We start from the raw sequence: 18,937 nt of genomic DNA, 5'->3' as shown, positions 1-18,937 counted from the left end.
TTCATTTTTTTGATTTTTAGTTTTATGAGCTATTTTTTATCTTTAGCGCATCGAAATCCTAGATTTTTGGTGGTATATTTTGCTTTTAGACTTCCTCTAAAGGCGTATCGCATAAAAGCAGCATAACTCATTAAATCGGTTGCATTTACCGAAGCGCTTCCGCAAAATAAATTTTTATCAGAGTCTTTGTCTTTTCGGGATTCTCCAGAAAGGAAAATACTATTGAAATCAGAAGTCCATTCCCAGACTAATCCATGCATATCATAAACACCCCAATAGTTTTTGAATGTTGCTCCTACAGGATTAGCATAAGTATTTGGCTTCTCATACCATGACATGATGTATTTGTTAAAGCTCTCTTTTGTGCGTGCATCGATTCGTTTTTCATCTGCCATTGCAACGTATTCCCATTCATCCATAGTGGGCAATCTTTTTCCTTGGCATTCGCAGTATTTTTTGGCTGCAAACCAAGAAATATTTGTTACAGGTGCATTGCTTAAATTGTTTTTTCCGTAACTAAAATCACTTTCCCACTGCGATAGATAACTTTTATCAGCAAAAATTCCTTTAATCTTTGAACGTGAATTTTCTGGATATTTTTTTAAAAACAGTAAATACTGAGCATTAGTGACTGGATATACATCAATGTAAAAACTTTTTACTTCTACTGGTTCTTTACTGCTGGCACCATAGAGGGGAACGAATGTTCCCCTTTCTACAGCAACCATTTTAGCTTCTTGAGCCCATAGCGATGTTGCTATTAGTAATAGAAATAATGACAAAACTATTTTCTTTTTCAACATGGCTATTTTTTTGTTTACTATTTATTAATTTCTTTGTGCTTTTACCATTGCTGGTGTTACAACAGTTTTGTTATTTCCCCAACTAGCGTAAACGTAAGTCATTGCATCTGCAATTTGTTGATCGCTTAATGCTTGAGCAGGCATTTCGGCATTAAATTTTTTGCCATTTACTGTAATAGGTCCTTTCAGTCCTTTTACAACTCCTTTGATTGCTCTATTAGTATCTTTATTCAAATAATCTGACTTCGCCAATGGAGGGAAAGCTCCAGGAATTCCTAAACCTGTGGCTTGGTGACAAGCTACACAAACTTGATTATAAACTTTTTTTCCTTTATCGGCACTTTGGCTGTATCCTTGAAAAGCCATTGCCATCATTGCAATTGTAAAAATATACTTTTTCATTTTGTAATTATTTATTGTTATTAATTGTATTATTTATTATTCGTGAATATCTTTTGCTTTTGGTGCAGGTTTTGCTCTTAACGCTTTTACTTTAGCTGGAGTTACTACTGTTTTATTATTTCCCCAACTGTTGTACACGTAAGTTAACACATCTGCAACTTCATCATCAGTAAGGTTTTGACTTGTCATAACATTATTGAATTTTTTACCATTTACAGTTACTTCTCCACTTAATCCGTGTAATACAGCATTAACTGCTCGGTCAGTATTAGCATTTAAGAAATCGGACTTAGCTAAAGGAGGGAAAGCATTGGGTACACCTTGTCCTTCTGATTGGTGGCAAGCAAAACAAGTTCTTCCGTACAATTCTCTACCTGAAGCAATTTGCTGATCAACTGTTTTTACTACAACTGCTTTTGTTGCACCGTTTTCTTTAGGCATATTTTGAATTGTTCCTCCTTCTGGAAGATAAATTCCTTCTTGAATGGTACCAGAATATACTTTTTTGTTCTCATCTCCTTCAACTTTCAACATTCCTAAAGCTCCTTTATTAAATGCTCTAAAAATAGAGTGATCTACAAGAATGAATGTTCCAGGAACATCTACTTTAAATTCAACTATTGCAGCACCACCAGCTGGAATTAAGGTAGTTTGAACATTTTTGTTGATTAAATCTCCACCTTCTACATGCACTCTGTCAAATATTTCTCCAATAGCATGAAAAGACGAAACTAAGTTAGGACCACCATTACCCATAAAGATACGAACTGTTTCTCCTTTTTTAGCTGTTAATGATTTATCACCAGTTAAAGCTCCAACTTTTCCATTAAATACAACATAATCAGGTTGTTCTTTGATGGCTTTATTCATGTCAAATGGTTGATTTCCTGGTTCTCCATAAGCACCTTTGGTATAGAAATCCCCTTGCATGATGTAGTATTCTTTATCAACTGGAGGCAAACCACCTTCTGGTTCTACTAAAATTAAACCGTACATTCCGTTGGCAATGTGCATTCCTACTGGAGCAGTTGCGCAATGGTACACATACAAACCAGGATTTAATGTTTTAAAACTAAAAACTTTTTCATGTCCTGGTGCAACAAGTGAAGAAGTAGCTCCTCCTCCTGGACCTGTAACTGCATGTAAATCAATGTTGTGAGGCATTTTATTATCAGGGTGGTTTTTTAGATGAAATTCTACTTCATCACCCACACGAGTTCTAATAAAACTTCCAGGAACTGATCCTCCAAATGTCCAATAGGTATATTTTACACCATCAACCATTTCTCCTTCTTGTTCCTTAATTTCCATATTAACAATTAGTTTCATCGCAGCGCGATCACCAACTGGTTTAGGTACAAAGGGTGGAGCAGTAAGTTCTGCAGTTTTTTGTCCATCTACTTTTATGCTTTCATAATACTTAGCATCTTTCTCTTGATTTTTAGAGCAAGAGAAAAGCCCGAAAGCAAGAAATAATGCTATAACAATTAGCTTGCTTTTTTCAGTGAATTTGAATTGAGTTTTCATAATAATTAGGTTTGTATTTATCTTGATTTATAGTGTAAAAGTAGAAGATGTTTTCGTCCTTTATCATGATATTTGTCATATTTTCATCCTTTTTTTTACTTCTTAATTTGAAATAAAAACAACCGAAAGGACAATTAAAAATAATACAAAAATTAAACTCACTTTCCAGAATAAATTGGCTTTTTTTAATTCCATAAATTCAAAGGAAACCAACATGAATTTTAATGCTGATAATCCCATAATCAGACCAATAGCTAATGACTTTATAGCAACAAAATTTGATATTACAGCGGTACTAATTGTCAGTAAAATTAATAATCCGTAGTTAAATAATAGTGTTTTTTTCATGATTAAAAAATTAAATAAAGAACTGGGAATAATAAAAGCCAAATCAAATCGCACATGTGCCAGAAAGCAGCACAAGCTTCAACGTCTACCACTTCTGTATCAGAGTTCTTTTTCATCATTCCGTTATTGGTCCAGATCAATATTACTAATCCCATAATTACATGAATGAGATGAAAACCTGTTAACAGCCAATAAAAGGCAAAAAAAGTATTGGTTTCTAGCGTAATTCCAGAATCAATTTTATGATAATATTCTACACTTTTAAGAATTAGAAATAGCAATCCACCAAGCATTGTTAACTTAAAATAAAAGGATGATTTTTTTACGTTTTTTGCTTTAAATTCAACTACGGCATTGGCCATAAAAAAACCACTTGTCAGCAAAAAAACAGTGTTAATAGCACCAAAAGTGCTGTTTAGTTGCAGGCGAGATTGATGAAAAATTTCTGGTTCTTCACTGCCGTACATTGTAAAAACGACAAGAGCCATCCCGAAAGTGATGAGCTCTAGAAATATTATAATCCACATCAAAATTCCTCCTGGTGGAAAATATAAATTTTTATAATTGATTTTAAGTGTTTCCATTTTTGTTATTGATTTATTCCCAGTCTAGTAATCGTTTTTCTCCCTCAATCTTTTTAATATCAGTAATATCTTGAGACATTTCAATCACGCCTTTGTAGTTTTTATCAGCGTCTCTTACTGCGAAATAGCGAATGTAAATCAGTCTTTCTTTAAAATTAATCCAAAAGGAAGATTCGCTTTTAGTTCCTTTTCTAAATTCATCCAAAATTTTTAATACAGTATCTACGCTTTTTGGTGGATGACAAAATTTTACTTCTCGACCAATAATTCCTGCACTTCTAGGGAAAACACGTTCTTCACCGCGGTTATAGAATATTACTTTGTCATTTTCATCTACATAAGTAAGATCTAAGGGTAGCGTTCTAAAAAGTAGATTGACTTGCTCTACTGTCATATATCCTTCATCATAATGAGAAGTATTTTCAAGAGAAAAAGGCATTTCCCTTTGTGTAAAATCTTCGCTAGGATGAATGTATTTCTGACTAGGATAGGCGGCAGGATTTTTGGATAGCATCCAACCAATTTCCTCTTCACCGGCACGCATTTCTATCCAATCTTTTTCCTCTAATAAATCAAGTGCATTAGGAAATAAAACGGTTTCTTCGACATTCAATAATCGGTAAATGCCATCTACTAAAAACGGAGTATTGGTATTAATTTTTTCTGGATTATTGGTTTTAAGGTAATATCGAATCAAACGGAACTGTTCTCTTAGATTATCATGAAAAGACCACATTCCTTGCGAAGGTCCGTTCCATCCTCTTTTTTCTAAAAACGGAAAGAGCTGATTTTCTTTTCGTGCAAATCGTTTTTCGATGGTGTATAATTGATTGAATATGTTAGTGTATTTCTGTAGTTCTTCTGCTGGATTTGTTGCAGTTAATTCTTCTAAAAGAGTATGAATAATGTCATTTTCTTGAAAATATACTCGAATGGGATGACCTTCAGGAAGGGTTTTAGTGGGGCAAGTATCGTTCATAATATAATTATTTTTGATGTTTAATTTTTTCGTACAACTTCACTAGAGATTGTAAAAGCTCTACGGGAGTTGTTAATATTTGGTAATGATTTTGCCCAAACATTTGAGGTAAATAATATTTGGCTTGGGCTTCTATGGCCAAAGCATAGGAATTAATATTTCTTTGATTTAATTCTCTAAGCGCTTGTTTGACATCATTGATGCCATATTTTCCTTCGTATTTATCGTAATCATTGGGTTTACCATCAGAAATTAAGATGACCCATTTATTTTTGGTATTTCTGGTATCCAATCTAGCGCCTGCATGTCGTAGTGCAGCACCTATTCTGGTGTAACCACTTGGTTCTACCGCTCCAATTTTATTTTTAGCAACATTCCAGTTTTCATCAAAATCTTTAACGGTTAAGTAAGTAGAGAAGTTTCTGGTTTTCGAGTAAAAGCTATCAATTGAAAAATCGATATTAAATTCATTTAGAATTTCTCCAAAGAGAATAGAAACTTCTTTTTCTACATCGATCACACGATTCCCAGCAGCATATCCGTCACTAGATAAACTGATATCTAAAAGAATCAAAATGGACAAATCTTTGTCTTTTTTTCGGTTTGAAATATACACGTTTTCGGATGGAGTTCTTTTTGAATGTACATCAACATATAAATCTGTAATGGCATCAATATCAAATTCATCTCCTTGCAATTGACGTTTTTGCTGTTGCATGCGGTTGTTTACATTAGACAACATTTTGCGTAAACCTATTAAAGTAGAAGCGTTTTTTGAAATCGTTTTTTTGTAATAATCATTGTCTGTTTTCTGCTGTGATTTAGGATACACTTTGCAGAAATTTTCTTTGTAAATGCGTTTGCTAAAATCCCATTCGCTGTACGTAAGGTGAAATCCTTTGGCATCAATTTCGGCACTTTCAGAGATAGAAGTATTCTCTACAAAATCCGATTGATATACAGAATGCGCTGTATCATCAACTCGTACAGTATATTTCATATTTAATTCTTCCAGTGCTTCTTGATGGTCTTCTAATTCGTCTGAACCATCAAAATCACGCCAAGTTCCGTTGAATTCTTCAGCTGTTTCAGCTTTTTCAAAATTGTGAAGTAATACATAATCTTCTTGTTGCTTTTTATCAAGTTCAACGGTAATTACTTCCTCGACTGCTTTAGATTTTAAAGTTGTTAGTGGTTTATTATCATTTCCTTTTTTTGTCAGATCTGAGAAATTCTGAAGGATGTTATCTGATTTTGATTCGTTATCATTTTGCATCCATTTTCCATAAATCCAAGAAAAATCTGCAGTTGTCTTTTGAGTTGCTTTTGCTGAGAAATGTTGAATTAATTGGTTATGAAACTTTTTATCAATAGAGAATTCATCAAATAAAATGGCTAATATGACCTCTGAAGATTCTAACGCTTTTTTTTGTGAAAGTTCTAAAGTGGGCTCTTTTTCTTCTGAATTCCAATTCAAGTTCCAACGTTGTTGGATACTTAAATATAAAACACGGAATAAATAGAAAGTAAGGTTGTCTTCTTTTGTAGGCAATTCTGCAAAGGAAATGGGTAAGAAGAAATTATTATTTTTATAGCCTCCTTCGCGTTCTGCGGGAAAGATTTCAATTGGATTTCCTGTCAGCGCTCTAGCTAAAATTGTCAATCTTGGCTTGATCGCATGCAGCGTAACTGTTCTAGCAAGAATTTCGGGACTTATTTTTTTAGTTTTCTTTAAGTGTTTAAAGAATTTCCCAACTATATATTCGTCTATTTCGAATCCCATTTTTTAAGTATTCAGTGTTGCGTATTCCTTTTTGTAACACAGTGAACTTTTTTGCTAATAAGGCTCAAACACACCATGTTTTTATGAAGTATTTATTAAAAAAAAAGTAACCAATTCAGCATTCATATAACTACTAAAAACGTTTAATTTTCCTTAGATTTATATCATTAGATCACATAAATCCTTCAATGCTTGAACCGTTTGTAAATCGTCTGATAAAGGTTCTACAATGGCAACATGAACCGATAAACGTTTAGGAAGACCACTGTGAATTATTTTTGCAGCATCTATTAAAAGTCTTGTAGAAACAGTTTCGGTAAGACCTAATTCAGTTAGATTTCTGATTTTATTTCCAATGGAAACTAATTTTTTAGCAATTTCAGGTTCAACTTGAGTTTCTTTGATCAAGATTTCGATTTCAATTTTCGGTTCTGGATAATCAAAGGAAACTGCAATAAATCGCTGACGTGTAGAAGGTTTTAATTCTTTAAAACCGCGCTGATAACCAGGGTTAAAAGAGGCTACAAGCATAAAGTTTTCATGAGCCTTAACGGTTTCTCCTAATTTGTCTATAAATAATTCTCTTCTATGATCGGTTAATGAGTGAATAGCCACGATGACATCAGGTCGTGCTTCCGCAACCTCATCGAGATAAATGATAGCTCCTTCTTTTACAGCGGTTGTTAAGGGACCATCAATCCAAACGGTTTCTGCTCCTTTGATGATAAATCGCCCAATTAAATCAGTAGAAGAAGTTTCCTCATGACAGCTTATTGTGATTATCTTCTTTTTTAATTGATAAGCCATAAATTCAACAAAGCGTGATTTTCCTGTACCAGTAGGTCCTTTTAATAAAAAAGGAATTTTATTTTGGTAAGCATGGTTAAAGACATCTATTTCTTTACCAACGGCGTGATAATAAGGTGTGTTTTCTAACATTTTGTTTTAGTTTTAAAAAAAAACCAGAACACAATAACAATTGTTTTTTCGGAAATGCAATTCTAAAAAACGGGAGTTAAAGCATTCTGGAAATTTTTGTTCAGCAGACATTGTTTAAAATAACCTCAGGTATTTTTCCGGTAAGTTATTTTTTTGATGTCTGTAATATTTTGAATTTAATAATAGCTTATTATAGATTTTGATTATCTACTTCTAAAGCTTCATCTGTTGGTCTTCCGTATTTAACGAAATCATAGATGAATAAGCCAATTCCGGTAGTAAACATAGTGGCACATATAAGCAATACAACAAAGTGAATACTGATTTCATTTTGTACGTCCATGAAATCCATTTTCATTTTACGTTCCATATATACTTGTGCAACACCTGCAACACCAAATGCGACTGTCATTCCTAACATTCCAACATTTGCTAACCAAAACGCAGCCATTCCTTGAGCGCTTTCATAGCGTTTACGACCTGTTAAATTAGGCAGTGCGTAACTTATAATTGCTAAAACAATCATTGCATAAGCTCCCCAAAAAGCATAATGACCGTGCATTGCAGTAACTAATGTTCCGTGTGTGTATAAGTTAGTTTGTGGTAAAGTATGAGCAAAACCTAATAAACCTGCACCTACAAAGGAAACGATAGCAGAACCAATAGTCCAGAATAATGCAATTTTGTTGGGATGACTTTTTTCACCTTTTCTGTACATGTTTACAGCAAATAATGCCATGGCTAAGAAAGCCAAAGGTTCTAATGCTGAGAAAATTCCACCAACAACCAACCATATTTTATTTACACCGATGTAGTAGTAGTGGTGACCAGTTCCTAGAACTCCAGAAAGGAAAGTAAGACCAACGATTACATACAACCATTTTTCAATAACTTCTCTGTCAACCCCAGTTAATTTGATTAATAAGAACGAAAGAATACCTCCCATAATTAATTCCCAAACCCCTTCAACCCACAAGTGAACTACCCACCAACGGAAGAATGAATCCATCACTTGGCTATCAAACCAGATCATTCCAGGAATGTAAAGTAAAGCTGCAAAAAACAAGCCCATCGTTAGGATCAATGCCGTTGTTGTCTGACGTTTTCCCTTAAACAATGTTCCAAGAATTAAACCTAAGAAAAGTAAAACATTAACTACAACTAAGTAATCTAATTCTCTTGGAATCTCAAGAAATTTTCTTCCTTCCCAATGATTAAAGTGAAAGCCAACAATGGCTACTACACCTACAATAGCTAAGGATATTAATTGAACATAAGCCCATTTAACGCTGATTAATTCGGTTTGGGCTTCTTCAGGAATAATGTAGTAAGCAGCTCCCATAAATCCGGTTAATAACCAAACTACTAGTAAATTAGTGTGTACAGCTCTTGCTGTGTTAAAAGGAATGATTTCGTGTAAACCTTGTATTCCTATGCGATCAAAGCCCATAATGAATCCGTAGACAATCTGGAGCGAGAACAAAAGCATGCACAAGGCAAAAAACCAGTAAGCTACTTTTTGTGATTTATATTTCATTTTTAAGTATTTTTAAATTATTCTTCATCTTTTGCTAATGGCGATACGATTCTATCAAAACCATTCAAATCTATTTTACCAATCCATTCAAAGTAAGCTACCATTGCATTGGCATCTGCTTCACTCATTTTATAAGCGACCATTTTTCTTCCTTTTGGACCCCAAGGTACTGGCGACATTAAAACGGCTTTAACATAACCTTCGCCGCGACGTTCCAATACTTTAGTTAATTCTGGTGCATAATAACCACCTTCACCCATAATACTATGGCAACCCATGCAGTTGTTGTGTTCCCAAATTTCTTTTCCTCTTACTACTTCTTTTGTTATCTTCTTGTAGTTGGTTTGATCGTTTCGGGGCATGAACGAATAAATAGTCAATCCTATAAAGATTAAAAAGGTGACTAATGTTCCTCCCAAAAAAAATGCTCTTGCTTGTGATTTTGAAAGCATAATTATCAGTTTTTGTTAGTTAATAAAAATTGTTTTTATATAAAGGACAAAAATGTCTTTTATTTATATAGTGCAAATTAATGTCATAAAATATTTTTAAAACATGATAAAAATCATTTTTTTTAATTTTATTGAATAAAATATTTATTTATAAAATAATAAAAAATACAATTCGTAATACATTGATAGCTATATTTTTATAAACTAAAATAGTTTATAATTTTAAACAGGATAAATTTGTCCTTTATTTAAAATAATACTAAATTTGTGTAAACATTTGAACATAAAAATATAAATATGGAAACTTTAGAAAAAATAACAATCGGAGAATATGTAGCAAAAGATTTTAGAACTGCAGCAGTTTTTTCAAAATACGGAATAGATTTTTGTTGTAAAGGAAACAGAACTATAGAAGAAGCTTGTGATAAAAAAAATATTGACACAGAGATAATACAAGAAGAGTTAGAAGCAGTTTTAACAACTAAAAATGATAGCGGAATCGATTTTAAATCATGGCCGTTAGACTTATTAGCAGATTATATAGAGAAAACACATCACCGTTACGTAGAAGAGAAAACACAAATTTTACTTCCTTTTCTAGATAAACTTTGTAAAGTACATGGAGCTGCTCATCCAGAATTATTCGAAATAAACGAGCTTTTCAAAGGATGTGCGGGCGAATTAGCACAACACATGAAAAAAGAGGAATTGATGCTATTTCCTTTTATTAAAAAAATGGCTAAAGCTAGTCTGACAGACGAAACTATTGCAGCACCTCATTTTGGAACAGTCAAAAATCCAATTGCAATGATGATGGCAGAACATGAAGCAGAAGGAGATCGTTTTGTAAAAATTGCGGAACTAACTAATAATTATACACCACCAGCTGACGGATGCAGTACCTACAAAGTAACTTTTGCAATGCTGTCAGATTTCGAACAGGATTTACACAAACACATTCATTTAGAAAACAATATTTTATTCCCAGCAGCAGCACTTTTAGAACAAAAATTTGCAGCTCAAGAATAAATAATTAAGTCCGAAGAAACAAAACTAAAAATTAAATTCAGCTACTCGAATAAACTAATGTAGCGAGTCTTTGAAGTACTTCTAAACCACATAGAAACATAGATAAATAATAATTAAGGTCTAATTAGCAATGATTTCCTTATAAGAGTGGAGATTTCTACTCAATATAAGAGCCTTTTTTATTTCTAAATTCTTATGATTCTATGTGGTTTTTTTTAACTGAAATAATAAAAAAACCTTTGCAAATTAGTGTCTTAGAGGAAAAATGAACTAAGAAATAACCAAAAAAAATAACCAATGCTATGGAAAAATATGTTATCAAACGAAATGGCGAATACAAGCCTTTTGAACCTTTTAAAATAAAAGACGCTATTGACAAAAGTTTTAATAGTGTTTCCGTAGCAGTTGATGAGACCATTTTTGAAGAGTTACTTTTGGAATTAGCCTCTAAGGAAACTTGGTCTGTAGAGGAAATTCAAGATTTAATCGAGAAAAAACTTTTTTCAAAGAAATATTTTGATGTCATGCGTTCTTTTATGTTGTTTCGGCACACCCGAAAATTACAACGCGAGCATGTAGCTGGTTTAAATGAAGACACAACTTATGTAGATAGTACGCAAACTATTGAGGAATATATCGAACAAACGGATTGGAGAATTAATGCCAATGCCAACACATCCTATTCTAATGCGGGTTTAGTCAATAATGTAGCAGGAAAAATTATTGCTAATTATTGGCTGGATAAAGTATATACTAAAGAAGAGGGATATGCACACCGAAATGGAGATATTCACATTCATGATTTAGATTGTTTAACGGGTTATTGTGCCGGTTGGAGTTTGCGAGTTTTACTCAACGAAGGATTTAATGGGGTTCGCGGACGAGTAGAAAGCAAAGCACCTTCGCATTTTAGAGAAGCATTAGGTCAAATGGCCAATTTTCTTGGAATTTTGCAAAGCGAATGGGCAGGAGCGCAAGCTTTTAGTTCGTTTGATACCTATTTAGCGCCTTATGTTTTCAAGGATAATCTCGATTTTGATGAGGTTCTAAAAGCCGTTCGAAGCTTTGTTTACAACCTTAATGTTCCGGCACGTTGGGGACAATCTCCTTTCACAAATATCACTTTAGATTGGGTAGTGCCAGAAGATTTAAAAACACAGATACCAACCAAATATGATTTGCATTTTTTTGAAAAAAATACGAATGAAAATGTTTTGGCTAGAGCTAAAGAACGCGGTGTCACAAAACTAACCGATTTGCGCTACGAGCATTTTCAGAAAGAAATGAATCTTATAAATAAAGCATATTACACCGTAATGACGGAGGGCGATGCCAACGGACAACCTTTTACATTCCCAATTCCAACCGTAAATATTACCGAAGAATTTGATTGGGAAGGAGAAAATACCGATTTGCTTTTTGAAAATACCGCTAAAATAGGTTCTTCTTATTTTCAAAATTTTATTGGAAGTCAATACAACATAGACGAAAATGGCAATAAAGTCGAAAATCCAAATGCCTATAAACCCAATGCAGTACGCAGTATGTGTTGCCGTTTGCAATTGGATTTACGGGAATTATTAAAACGAGGAAACGGACTTTTTGGAAGTGCCGAAATGACGGGAAGCATTGGTGTAGTTACCATTAATATGGCTCGTTTGGGTTATTTATTCAAAGGAAATAAAGCAGAATTATACCAACAATTAGATCGATTATTATATATATCAAAATCTACTTTAGAGAAAAAAAGAGTATTCATTCAGGAAATGTATGATCGTGGTTTGTATCCGTATACCAAACGTTATTTGCAACATTTTAGAAATCACTTTTCGACCATTGGTGTCAACGGAATGAACGAAATGATATTAAATTTCACTCAGAATACGGATACTATTACTTCTAGTAGCGGAATTGAATTTGCTGCTGAAATTTTAGAGCATATCAGAAATAGAATGAAGGAATTTCAAGAAGAAACAGGAAATCTTTATAATCTAGAAGCCACACCAGCCGAAGGAACAACTTATCGCTTTGCCAAAGAAGATAAAAAACGTTTTCCAGATATTTATCAGGCAGGACAGGAAGAAAATATTTATTACACCAATAGTTCTCAGATTCCTGTAAATTATACCGAAGATCCATTTGAAGCTTTGTTTTTGCAAGACGAGTTACAATGCAAATATACCGGAGGAACGGTTTTGCACTTATATATGAGCGAGAGAATTAGCTCGCCAGAAGCTTGCAAGCAGTTTGTCAAGAAAGTAATATCCAGTTTTAAACTGCCTTATATTACCGTGACGCCAGTTTTTAGTGTCTGTCCAGTGCACGGGTATTTAACCGGAGAACACGAATATTGTCCATCCTGTGATGCAGTACTTATAGAAAAAGAGCTGTTAGATGTAAAAGTATCTGTTTAAAAAAGTATTGTCATCCGAGAGAGACTAAAATTTTAAATTAACCCAATAACTTTAAATAACAAATTATGAAAACAAGTACAAACCCAATTTTAGAAGAAAAGCAACACCTAAGAACAAAATGTTTAGTGTACACCCGCGTAATGGGCTATCACAGACCTGTAGAAAGTTTTAATATTGGAAAAAAAGGAGAACACAAACAACGAACTCATTTCAATGAAGGAAAATGTTAGTACTCCTATTTATAGCATAACTCCTTTTACGCTATTAGATTATGCGCATAAATCAGCCTGTATTCTTTGGTTTACAGGTTGTAATATGCGTTGTCTTTATTGTTATAATCCTGAAATTGTATTAGGAAAAGGTACAATATCTCTCGAGAAAGCACTTGCTTTTCTGAGTTCTCGTAAAAACTTGTTAGATGCTGTAGTTTTTAGTGGAGGCGAATGCTTGTTGCATAAAAGTAGTACAGAGCTTGTCGCTGAAGTTAAAAAAATGGGCTTTCTGGTAAAAATAGATACTAATGGATCAAAACCAGCTGTTTTACAAGAATTGCTAAAAACCCAATTGATAGATTACGTTGCACTTGATTTTAAAGCAATGCCAGCACATTTTGAAAAGATAACACAATCTGATTTGTTTAATCCTTTTGAAAAATCATTGCGTTTATTGATTGCAAGCGGACTAACTTTTGAAGTTCGAACGACAGTGCATTCTGATTTGATCAACGAAAATCAAATGAAACAAATGGTTACCTATCTTGAAAAACAAAATTATAAAGGCAATTATTATATTCAACATTTTATGAATGGTGCGAATACATTACAGGAGTTAGGATATTCTAATAAAGAAATTGAAAAGGTAAATCTTTCAACTGCAAATATTAAAGTGCAGTTTAGAGGGAAATAAGATGAAAATGTCTTTTTGAAAGCGTATCTTTGAAATTGTAATAAAATTTATGTGAGCCATCATTTACTGATAATTATCGACCCAAACTTTCAAATGATCACAACAGGTTACTGAACATGGTTTTTCACATACGATCAGCTGCCAGAATTAGTATAAAAGTACTTTAATTTTGGTTTTTTTTATTCGTTATGGGCGATTTAAATTTTTAAAATATGATTTCAAATAGACCTTTAAAAAGAGCTATAGAATTACAACCATTAAGTCATGATCATCACCATGGTTTGCAATTATGCTGGAAAATACGAACAGGTTTTTCTAAAAAAATTGAATTAGAACGCATAAAGAATTATGCAGACTGGTTTTTTAGTACACACTTAGAACCTCATTTTATATTAGAAGAAAAGTATATTTTCACCGTACTTGATTCTTCAAATGAATTAGTAAAACAAGCCTTAACAGATCACAGACGTCTAAAAAGGTTATTTAGTCAAACAACCGATTTAGAGAAAGCATTAGGTCGTATTGAGGAAGAACTTGAAAAACACATTCGTTTTGAGGAACGCATTTTATTTCCAGAAATTCAAAATGAAGCCACTTCAGAACAACTCACTAAAATTAGCGAAATTCATACTCATGAAGCTTTTCAAGAAAAAGAAGATGATGTTTTTTGGATATAAACAACAACAATAAAACGTATCCATAGTATTATTTGTGGTAAATAATACTTTTTTATCCCAATTTGTAATAAGACAACTATGTTTTCTAAAACCTGTGAATATGGCATTAGAGCTACTATTTTTATAGCTTCTCAATCCTATCAAAATAATAGAGTAGGATTAAAAGATATTGCCAAGAAAATCGATTCACCAGAGGCTTTTACGGCAAAAATTTTGCAAATATTATCTCGTAGTGCAATTATCCGATCCATAAAAGGAGTGGGAGGCGGTTTTGAAATTTCAAGAGAAACGATGAGCGAAATTACACTTGCTCAAATTGTAACCGCATTAGACGGAGATCGAGTTTTTACCGGATGTGGTTTAGGTTTAAATTATTGTTCGGAAGATCATCCGTGTCCCGTTCATGAAAAGTTTAAATCTATTAGAAATGAATTGGCTTTTATGTTGCAAAACACCAATCTTGAAGAGCTAGCTTTAGGAATTAAATCTGGTGATACCTTTTTGCGTTATTAGAGATCTAAATTGTATTTTTTTCATTAGATAGTACAGATTATTTAGTTTTTAAGTTATTCTATTTTATTAAACAAATAGTTGATGGAAAAGATCTGTCAATTTCTAAATAGACATTTCTTTTATTATTAATTGTATTTTGAACTTATTGAATTGTAATTTATTGTATTTTTTTTTAAAACTATTATTCATTTAGTATTCAAATTTTTTCCCCGTTTTTTTTAATTTAAAACCTAACATTTATCATGTTTTCTAATCGTAATAGAAAGTAAATTTGATAAAATTTATAATTATGTATTTCTGGAAAAAAAATACACTTAATGAAAGAAGCGTACGAATTCAACGCGCATTAAGTGAGAATGTCAACTTTTCTCATGATACTTCTTTAGGGTATCCAGCATCTAAATTAGACGGAAAAGTCTTTAATGAAGAAGCCTCTTTTTTAAAAGATGCACCCATTTTACAAACTTACGTAGCCAATCCAAATCATATAGGTTGTCATACTTATGGTGATTCAGAAAAAGCATTCAAAGGAACACAAGAAATCGAAAGAGAAGTGCTAAATGTTCTTGCTGTCGATGTTTTTAAGGCAGAAATAAACTCCTTTGATGGCTATATTGCAACAGGAGGAACCGAAGCTAATATTCAGGCTATCTGGATGTATCGCAATTATTTTGTCAATAATTTTGATGCAAAACCAGAAGAAATTGTTATCATCGCTTCAGAAGATACTCATTATTCTATTCCTAAAGCGGCGAATTTATTGATGTTAGATTGGCTGAAAATTCCTGTTAGTTTTGACAAGCGCTTGATTGATGTTTCTGTTTTAGAAAAAAAGATCGTTGCTGCTCAAACTCAAGGGAAAAAATACTTTATTGTAGTCTCAAATATGGGAACTACGATGTTTGGTGCTGTAGAAAATCCAGATGATTATACACAAGTCTTAGAAAAATATAAGCTCCATTATAAACTTCATATTGATGCTGCTTACGGCGGTTTTGTTTACCCATTTAGTAATAAGGAAAGCACGATCAATTTTGAAAATCCTAAAATCAGTTCGATTACTATTGACGCACATAAAATGCTTCAAGCTCCGTACGGAACGGGTGTTTTTATTTGTAGAAAAGGATTAATAGAAAATGTACTTACTAAGGAAGCTGAATATGTTGAAGGAATGGATTTGACACTTTGCGGCAGCCGATCTGGAGCAAATGCAGTAGCCGTTTGGATGATATTATTTACCTATGGTCCTTTTGGTTGGTGTGAAAAAATTAGGGTTTTACAAATGCGAACCGAATGGCTTTGCGAGCAATTAGAGGCTTTGAACGTACATTATTTTAGAGAACCTTTTATGAATATTGTAACTATTGAAGCACAGAATATTACTGCTGACTTGGTTCGAAAATTCGATTTAGTTCCGCAAAAACATGATGGAAATAATCAATGGTATAAAATTGTTATTATGGATCATGTAGAAGTAGATCACTTATTCACTTTTATAACTGCGCTAAAAACAACACTTCAAAAAAATATTGAAGCAGTTAATTTATGATAATATAAACATCTAGTAGAAAAATGAATACGCTCCAAGAAAAAATATTGGCCTTAAAGAAAGAAAAAAATGCAGTTATTTTGGCTCATTACTATCAAGAAGCTGCTATTCAGGATATAGCTGATTATGTGGGTGATAGTTTAGGTTTGTCTCAAGAAGCAATGAAAGTCGATGCCGATATTATCTTATTTGCAGGCGTACATTTTATGGCCGAAACTGCAAAAATATTAAATCCAACTAAAAAAGTAATTCTTCCTGATTTAAAAGCGGGTTGCTCCTTAGCAGAATCTTGTCCGCCGGATTTATTTGAGAAATTTGTAAACCAACATCCAAATCATATCGTGATTACGTACGTGAATTGTTCCGCTGAGGTAAAAGCCTTAAGTGATATTGTTTGTACATCATCAAATGCAGTGAAAATTGTAGAATCTATTCCAAAAGAGACACCTATTATTTTTGCACCAGATAAAAACTTAGGAAAATATATCATTAGTAAAACCGGACGTGACATGTTACTTTGGGACGGTTCTTGCGTTGTTCATGAAGCATTTTCTCTAGATAAATTAATTGAAGTGCATAAATTGCATCCCGAAGCAACCATTATTGCTCATCCAGAATCAGAAACGCATATTCTAGAAACAGCGAGTTATATTGGTTCAACAGCGGGAATGATTGATTATGTCAAAACAAATCCTAACACTAAATTTATTGTAGCGACCGAAGTAGGAATTCTTCATAAAATGCAACAAGAAGTGCCGCATAAAATTTTAATTCCAGCTCCTGCCAAAGAGGATAATACCTGTGCTTGCAGTGAATGTGGTTATATGAAAATGAATACGCTTCAAAAAGTATATGATTGCTTGCTCAATGAAACTCCCGAAATTGAGGTGCCAGAAAACATCAGAAAAAGAGCGTTACTTCCCATCGAACGTATGCTTGAATTGTCTAAATAATGATAGTTACTAATTACCTAATTATCGGTTCTGGCGTGGCTGGATTGACGTTTGCCATCAAGATTGCAGATCGTTTTCCAGATAAAAAAGTGACGATTATAACCAAGTCAACTGTTGATGAATCCAACACTAAATACGCTCAAGGCGGAATTGCAATTGTTACTGACGAAGTTCAAGATTCCTACCAAAAGCACATTGATGATACCTTAATCTGTGGGGATGGTTTGTGCGATGTTGATGTGGTTGAAATGGTGGTAACTGAAGGTCCAAAACGGTTAAAAGAACTCATGGATTGGGGAGCTAAATTTGATAAAAATAGCAAAGGGAATTTTGATTTAGGTAAAGAAGGCGGACATTCAGAAAATAGAGTGGTGCATCATAAAGACCAAACAGGTTACGAAATTGAACGCGCTATTTTAGAGCAAGTATATCAAAAAGAGAATATTACTGTTTTAGATCATCATTTTGCCTTAGACTTAATTACAGAAAATAAATGCTGTATTGGTGCAGTTGCTTTGAATCAGAAAACCAATCAAATTATTACCTTTCAATCGGATTATACCTTACTTGCCACTGGCGGAATAGGACATCTTTATGGTCATACGACCAATCCTATTATTGCAACTGCTGACGGAATTGCAATGGCTTATAGAGCAAATGCAGCAATAAAAGACATGGAATTTATTCAATTTCATCCTACTGCATTATATGAAAATACGATCGGTTCTAAGTTTTTAATTTCCGAAGCTGTTCGCGGATTTGGTGCTTATTTACGTACCAAAAACGGAAATCGATTTATGCTAGATTATGACGCAAGAGGTGAACTGGCATCACGCGATATCGTTTCTCAAAGCATCGATTTAGAACTTAAAAAATCAGCTGAGGAATGTGTTTATCTAGATTGTACACACCTAGATTTACAAGCTTTTATTAAACATTTTCCGATGATTTATGAAAGATGCAAAAATAACGGAATCGATATTGCCAAAGATTGGATTCCAGTAATCCCAGCGCAACACTACTTGTGTGGCGGAATTGTTGTAAATAAAAACGGAAAAACAGATGTAGAAAACTTATTTGCTTGCGGAGAATGTTCCAGAACAGGATTGCATGGAGCGAACCGATTGGCATCAAATTCTTTATTGGAAGCGTTAGTGTATTCAGATAAAATATACCATTATTTAGCTCAAAATTCTTCAGAAAATAAAATAGCAAATAATGTAAAATCGGAATTCAAAATAGAATTAAAACCTAGTGTAAATTCAGAATATTTAACTAATTTAAAAAGTGAATTACAGCTTTTGATGCGACAAAGTGCAGGAATTGTCCGTTTTGATGCTGATCTTTTTAAAGCACAAGAAAAATTGATAAAATGGCAAGAAGAATTAAAAATTAAAGTTGAAAACAACCAAATTAGTACCGAACTTTTTGAGCTCTACAATATGACTACGGTTGCGAATTTAATCGTACAGCAATCCATCGAAAGAAAAGAAAATCGAGGTGGTTTTGTAAAATATGATTACAGCTATAATAACTAAAATA

General features: G+C 33.2%; 18 protein-coding genes and 1 pseudogene. 9 read left to right on the top strand and 10 right to left on the bottom strand.

What is annotated here, in order from left to right; translation table 11 throughout:
• Nucleotides 1-29 precede the first annotated feature (29 nt).
• From MW871_RS05290 to MW871_RS05245, 10 genes and pseudogenes are all read right to left on the bottom strand, one after another.
• Nucleotides 30-803 (bottom strand): formylglycine-generating enzyme family protein, encoded by a 774-nt coding sequence (locus MW871_RS05290; RefSeq protein ID WP_248427818.1) that lies wholly within the window; start codon nucleotides 801-803, stop codon nucleotides 30-32.
• A 24-nt stretch (nucleotides 804-827) separates the two neighbouring features.
• Nucleotides 828-1,151, bottom strand: a pseudogene (locus tag MW871_RS05285) (c-type cytochrome); the annotation flags it as partial.
• A 90-nt stretch (nucleotides 1,152-1,241) separates the two neighbouring features.
• Complete coding sequence (gene nirK, locus MW871_RS05280) at nucleotides 1,242-2,732, bottom strand: copper-containing nitrite reductase (protein ID WP_248427816.1); 1,491 nt, start codon at nucleotides 2,730-2,732, stop codon at nucleotides 1,242-1,244.
• A 102-nt stretch (nucleotides 2,733-2,834) separates the two neighbouring features.
• Nucleotides 2,835-3,080, bottom strand: coding sequence for a cytochrome C oxidase subunit IV family protein (locus MW871_RS05275; RefSeq protein ID WP_210645692.1), 246 nt, complete (start codon nucleotides 3,078-3,080; stop codon nucleotides 2,835-2,837).
• Between the two features lie 2 nt (nucleotides 3,081-3,082).
• Nucleotides 3,083-3,664, bottom strand: a complete 582-nt coding sequence (locus MW871_RS05270) for a cytochrome c oxidase subunit 3 (protein WP_248427815.1) — start codon at nucleotides 3,662-3,664, stop codon at nucleotides 3,083-3,085.
• A gap of 13 nt (nucleotides 3,665-3,677) precedes the next feature.
• Nucleotides 3,678-4,643, bottom strand: coding sequence for a DUF438 domain-containing protein (locus MW871_RS05265; protein ID WP_248427814.1), 966 nt, complete (start codon nucleotides 4,641-4,643; stop codon nucleotides 3,678-3,680).
• Between the two features lie 7 nt (nucleotides 4,644-4,650).
• The gene (locus tag MW871_RS05260; RefSeq protein ID WP_248427812.1) at nucleotides 4,651-6,426 is read right to left on the bottom strand and encodes a nitric oxide reductase activation protein NorD; all 1,776 of its coding nucleotides are present in this window, start codon (nucleotides 6,424-6,426) and stop codon (nucleotides 4,651-4,653) included.
• A gap of 159 nt (nucleotides 6,427-6,585) precedes the next feature.
• Nucleotides 6,586-7,365 carry a CbbQ/NirQ/NorQ/GpvN family protein gene (locus MW871_RS05255; RefSeq protein ID WP_210645696.1) on the bottom strand — a complete coding sequence of 260 codons (780 nt, stop codon included), beginning with the start codon at nucleotides 7,363-7,365 and terminating at the stop codon, nucleotides 6,586-6,588.
• Nucleotides 7,366-7,555: 190 nt separating this feature from the next.
• The gene (locus MW871_RS05250; protein WP_248427810.1) at nucleotides 7,556-8,902 is read right to left on the bottom strand and encodes a cbb3-type cytochrome c oxidase subunit I; all 1,347 of its coding nucleotides are present in this window, start codon (nucleotides 8,900-8,902) and stop codon (nucleotides 7,556-7,558) included.
• A gap of 17 nt (nucleotides 8,903-8,919) precedes the next feature.
• The gene (locus MW871_RS05245; protein WP_188050216.1) at nucleotides 8,920-9,354 is read right to left on the bottom strand and encodes a c-type cytochrome; all 435 of its coding nucleotides are present in this window, start codon (nucleotides 9,352-9,354) and stop codon (nucleotides 8,920-8,922) included.
• Nucleotides 9,355-9,651: 297 nt separating this feature from the next.
• On the opposite strand from MW871_RS05245, the gene ric reads away from it, so the two are divergent.
• From ric to nadB, 9 genes are all read left to right on the top strand, one after another.
• Complete coding sequence (gene ric, locus MW871_RS05240; RefSeq protein WP_248427809.1) at nucleotides 9,652-10,383, top strand: iron-sulfur cluster repair di-iron protein; 732 nt, start codon at nucleotides 9,652-9,654, stop codon at nucleotides 10,381-10,383.
• Between the two features lie 302 nt (nucleotides 10,384-10,685).
• Nucleotides 10,686-12,797 carry a ribonucleoside triphosphate reductase gene (locus MW871_RS05235; RefSeq protein WP_248427807.1) on the top strand — a complete coding sequence of 704 codons (2,112 nt, stop codon included), beginning with the start codon at nucleotides 10,686-10,688 and terminating at the stop codon, nucleotides 12,795-12,797.
• 65 nt (nucleotides 12,798-12,862) lie between these two features.
• Entirely contained in the window at nucleotides 12,863-13,027 is a 165-nt protein-coding gene (nrdD, locus tag MW871_RS05230; protein ID WP_074517139.1) for an anaerobic ribonucleoside-triphosphate reductase, read from the top strand.
• Nucleotides 13,011-13,703, top strand: coding sequence for an anaerobic ribonucleoside-triphosphate reductase activating protein (locus tag MW871_RS05225; RefSeq protein ID WP_248427805.1), 693 nt, complete (start codon nucleotides 13,011-13,013; stop codon nucleotides 13,701-13,703). The genes nrdD and MW871_RS05225 overlap by 17 nt, the downstream gene beginning before the upstream one ends.
• 212 nt (nucleotides 13,704-13,915) lie before the next feature.
• A complete protein-coding gene (locus MW871_RS05220; protein WP_248427803.1) occupies nucleotides 13,916-14,380 on the top strand; it encodes a hemerythrin domain-containing protein in 465 nt (154 codons plus the stop codon).
• Nucleotides 14,381-14,458: 78 nt separating this feature from the next.
• Nucleotides 14,459-14,893, top strand: a complete 435-nt coding sequence (locus tag MW871_RS05215; protein WP_188050222.1) for an RrF2 family transcriptional regulator — start codon at nucleotides 14,459-14,461, stop codon at nucleotides 14,891-14,893.
• 289 nt (nucleotides 14,894-15,182) lie between these two features.
• The gene (locus MW871_RS05210; protein ID WP_248427802.1) at nucleotides 15,183-16,442 is read left to right on the top strand and encodes a pyridoxal phosphate-dependent decarboxylase family protein; all 1,260 of its coding nucleotides are present in this window, start codon (nucleotides 15,183-15,185) and stop codon (nucleotides 16,440-16,442) included.
• A gap of 23 nt (nucleotides 16,443-16,465) precedes the next feature.
• Nucleotides 16,466-17,395, top strand: coding sequence for a quinolinate synthase NadA (nadA, locus tag MW871_RS05205; protein WP_248427801.1), 930 nt, complete (start codon nucleotides 16,466-16,468; stop codon nucleotides 17,393-17,395).
• Nucleotides 17,395-18,933, top strand: coding sequence for an L-aspartate oxidase (nadB, locus tag MW871_RS05200; protein ID WP_248427800.1), 1,539 nt, complete (start codon nucleotides 17,395-17,397; stop codon nucleotides 18,931-18,933). Before nadA ends, nadB begins: the two co-directional genes overlap by 1 nt.
• Nucleotides 18,934-18,937 lie beyond the last annotated feature (4 nt).

Source organism: Flavobacterium pygoscelis, assembly GCF_023162025.1.
Lineage (GTDB): Bacteria > Bacteroidota > Bacteroidia > Flavobacteriales > Flavobacteriaceae > Flavobacterium > Flavobacterium pygoscelis.
The sequence above is the reverse complement of the archived record's forward strand: the minus strand, read 5'-3'. Positions and strand labels throughout refer to the sequence as shown.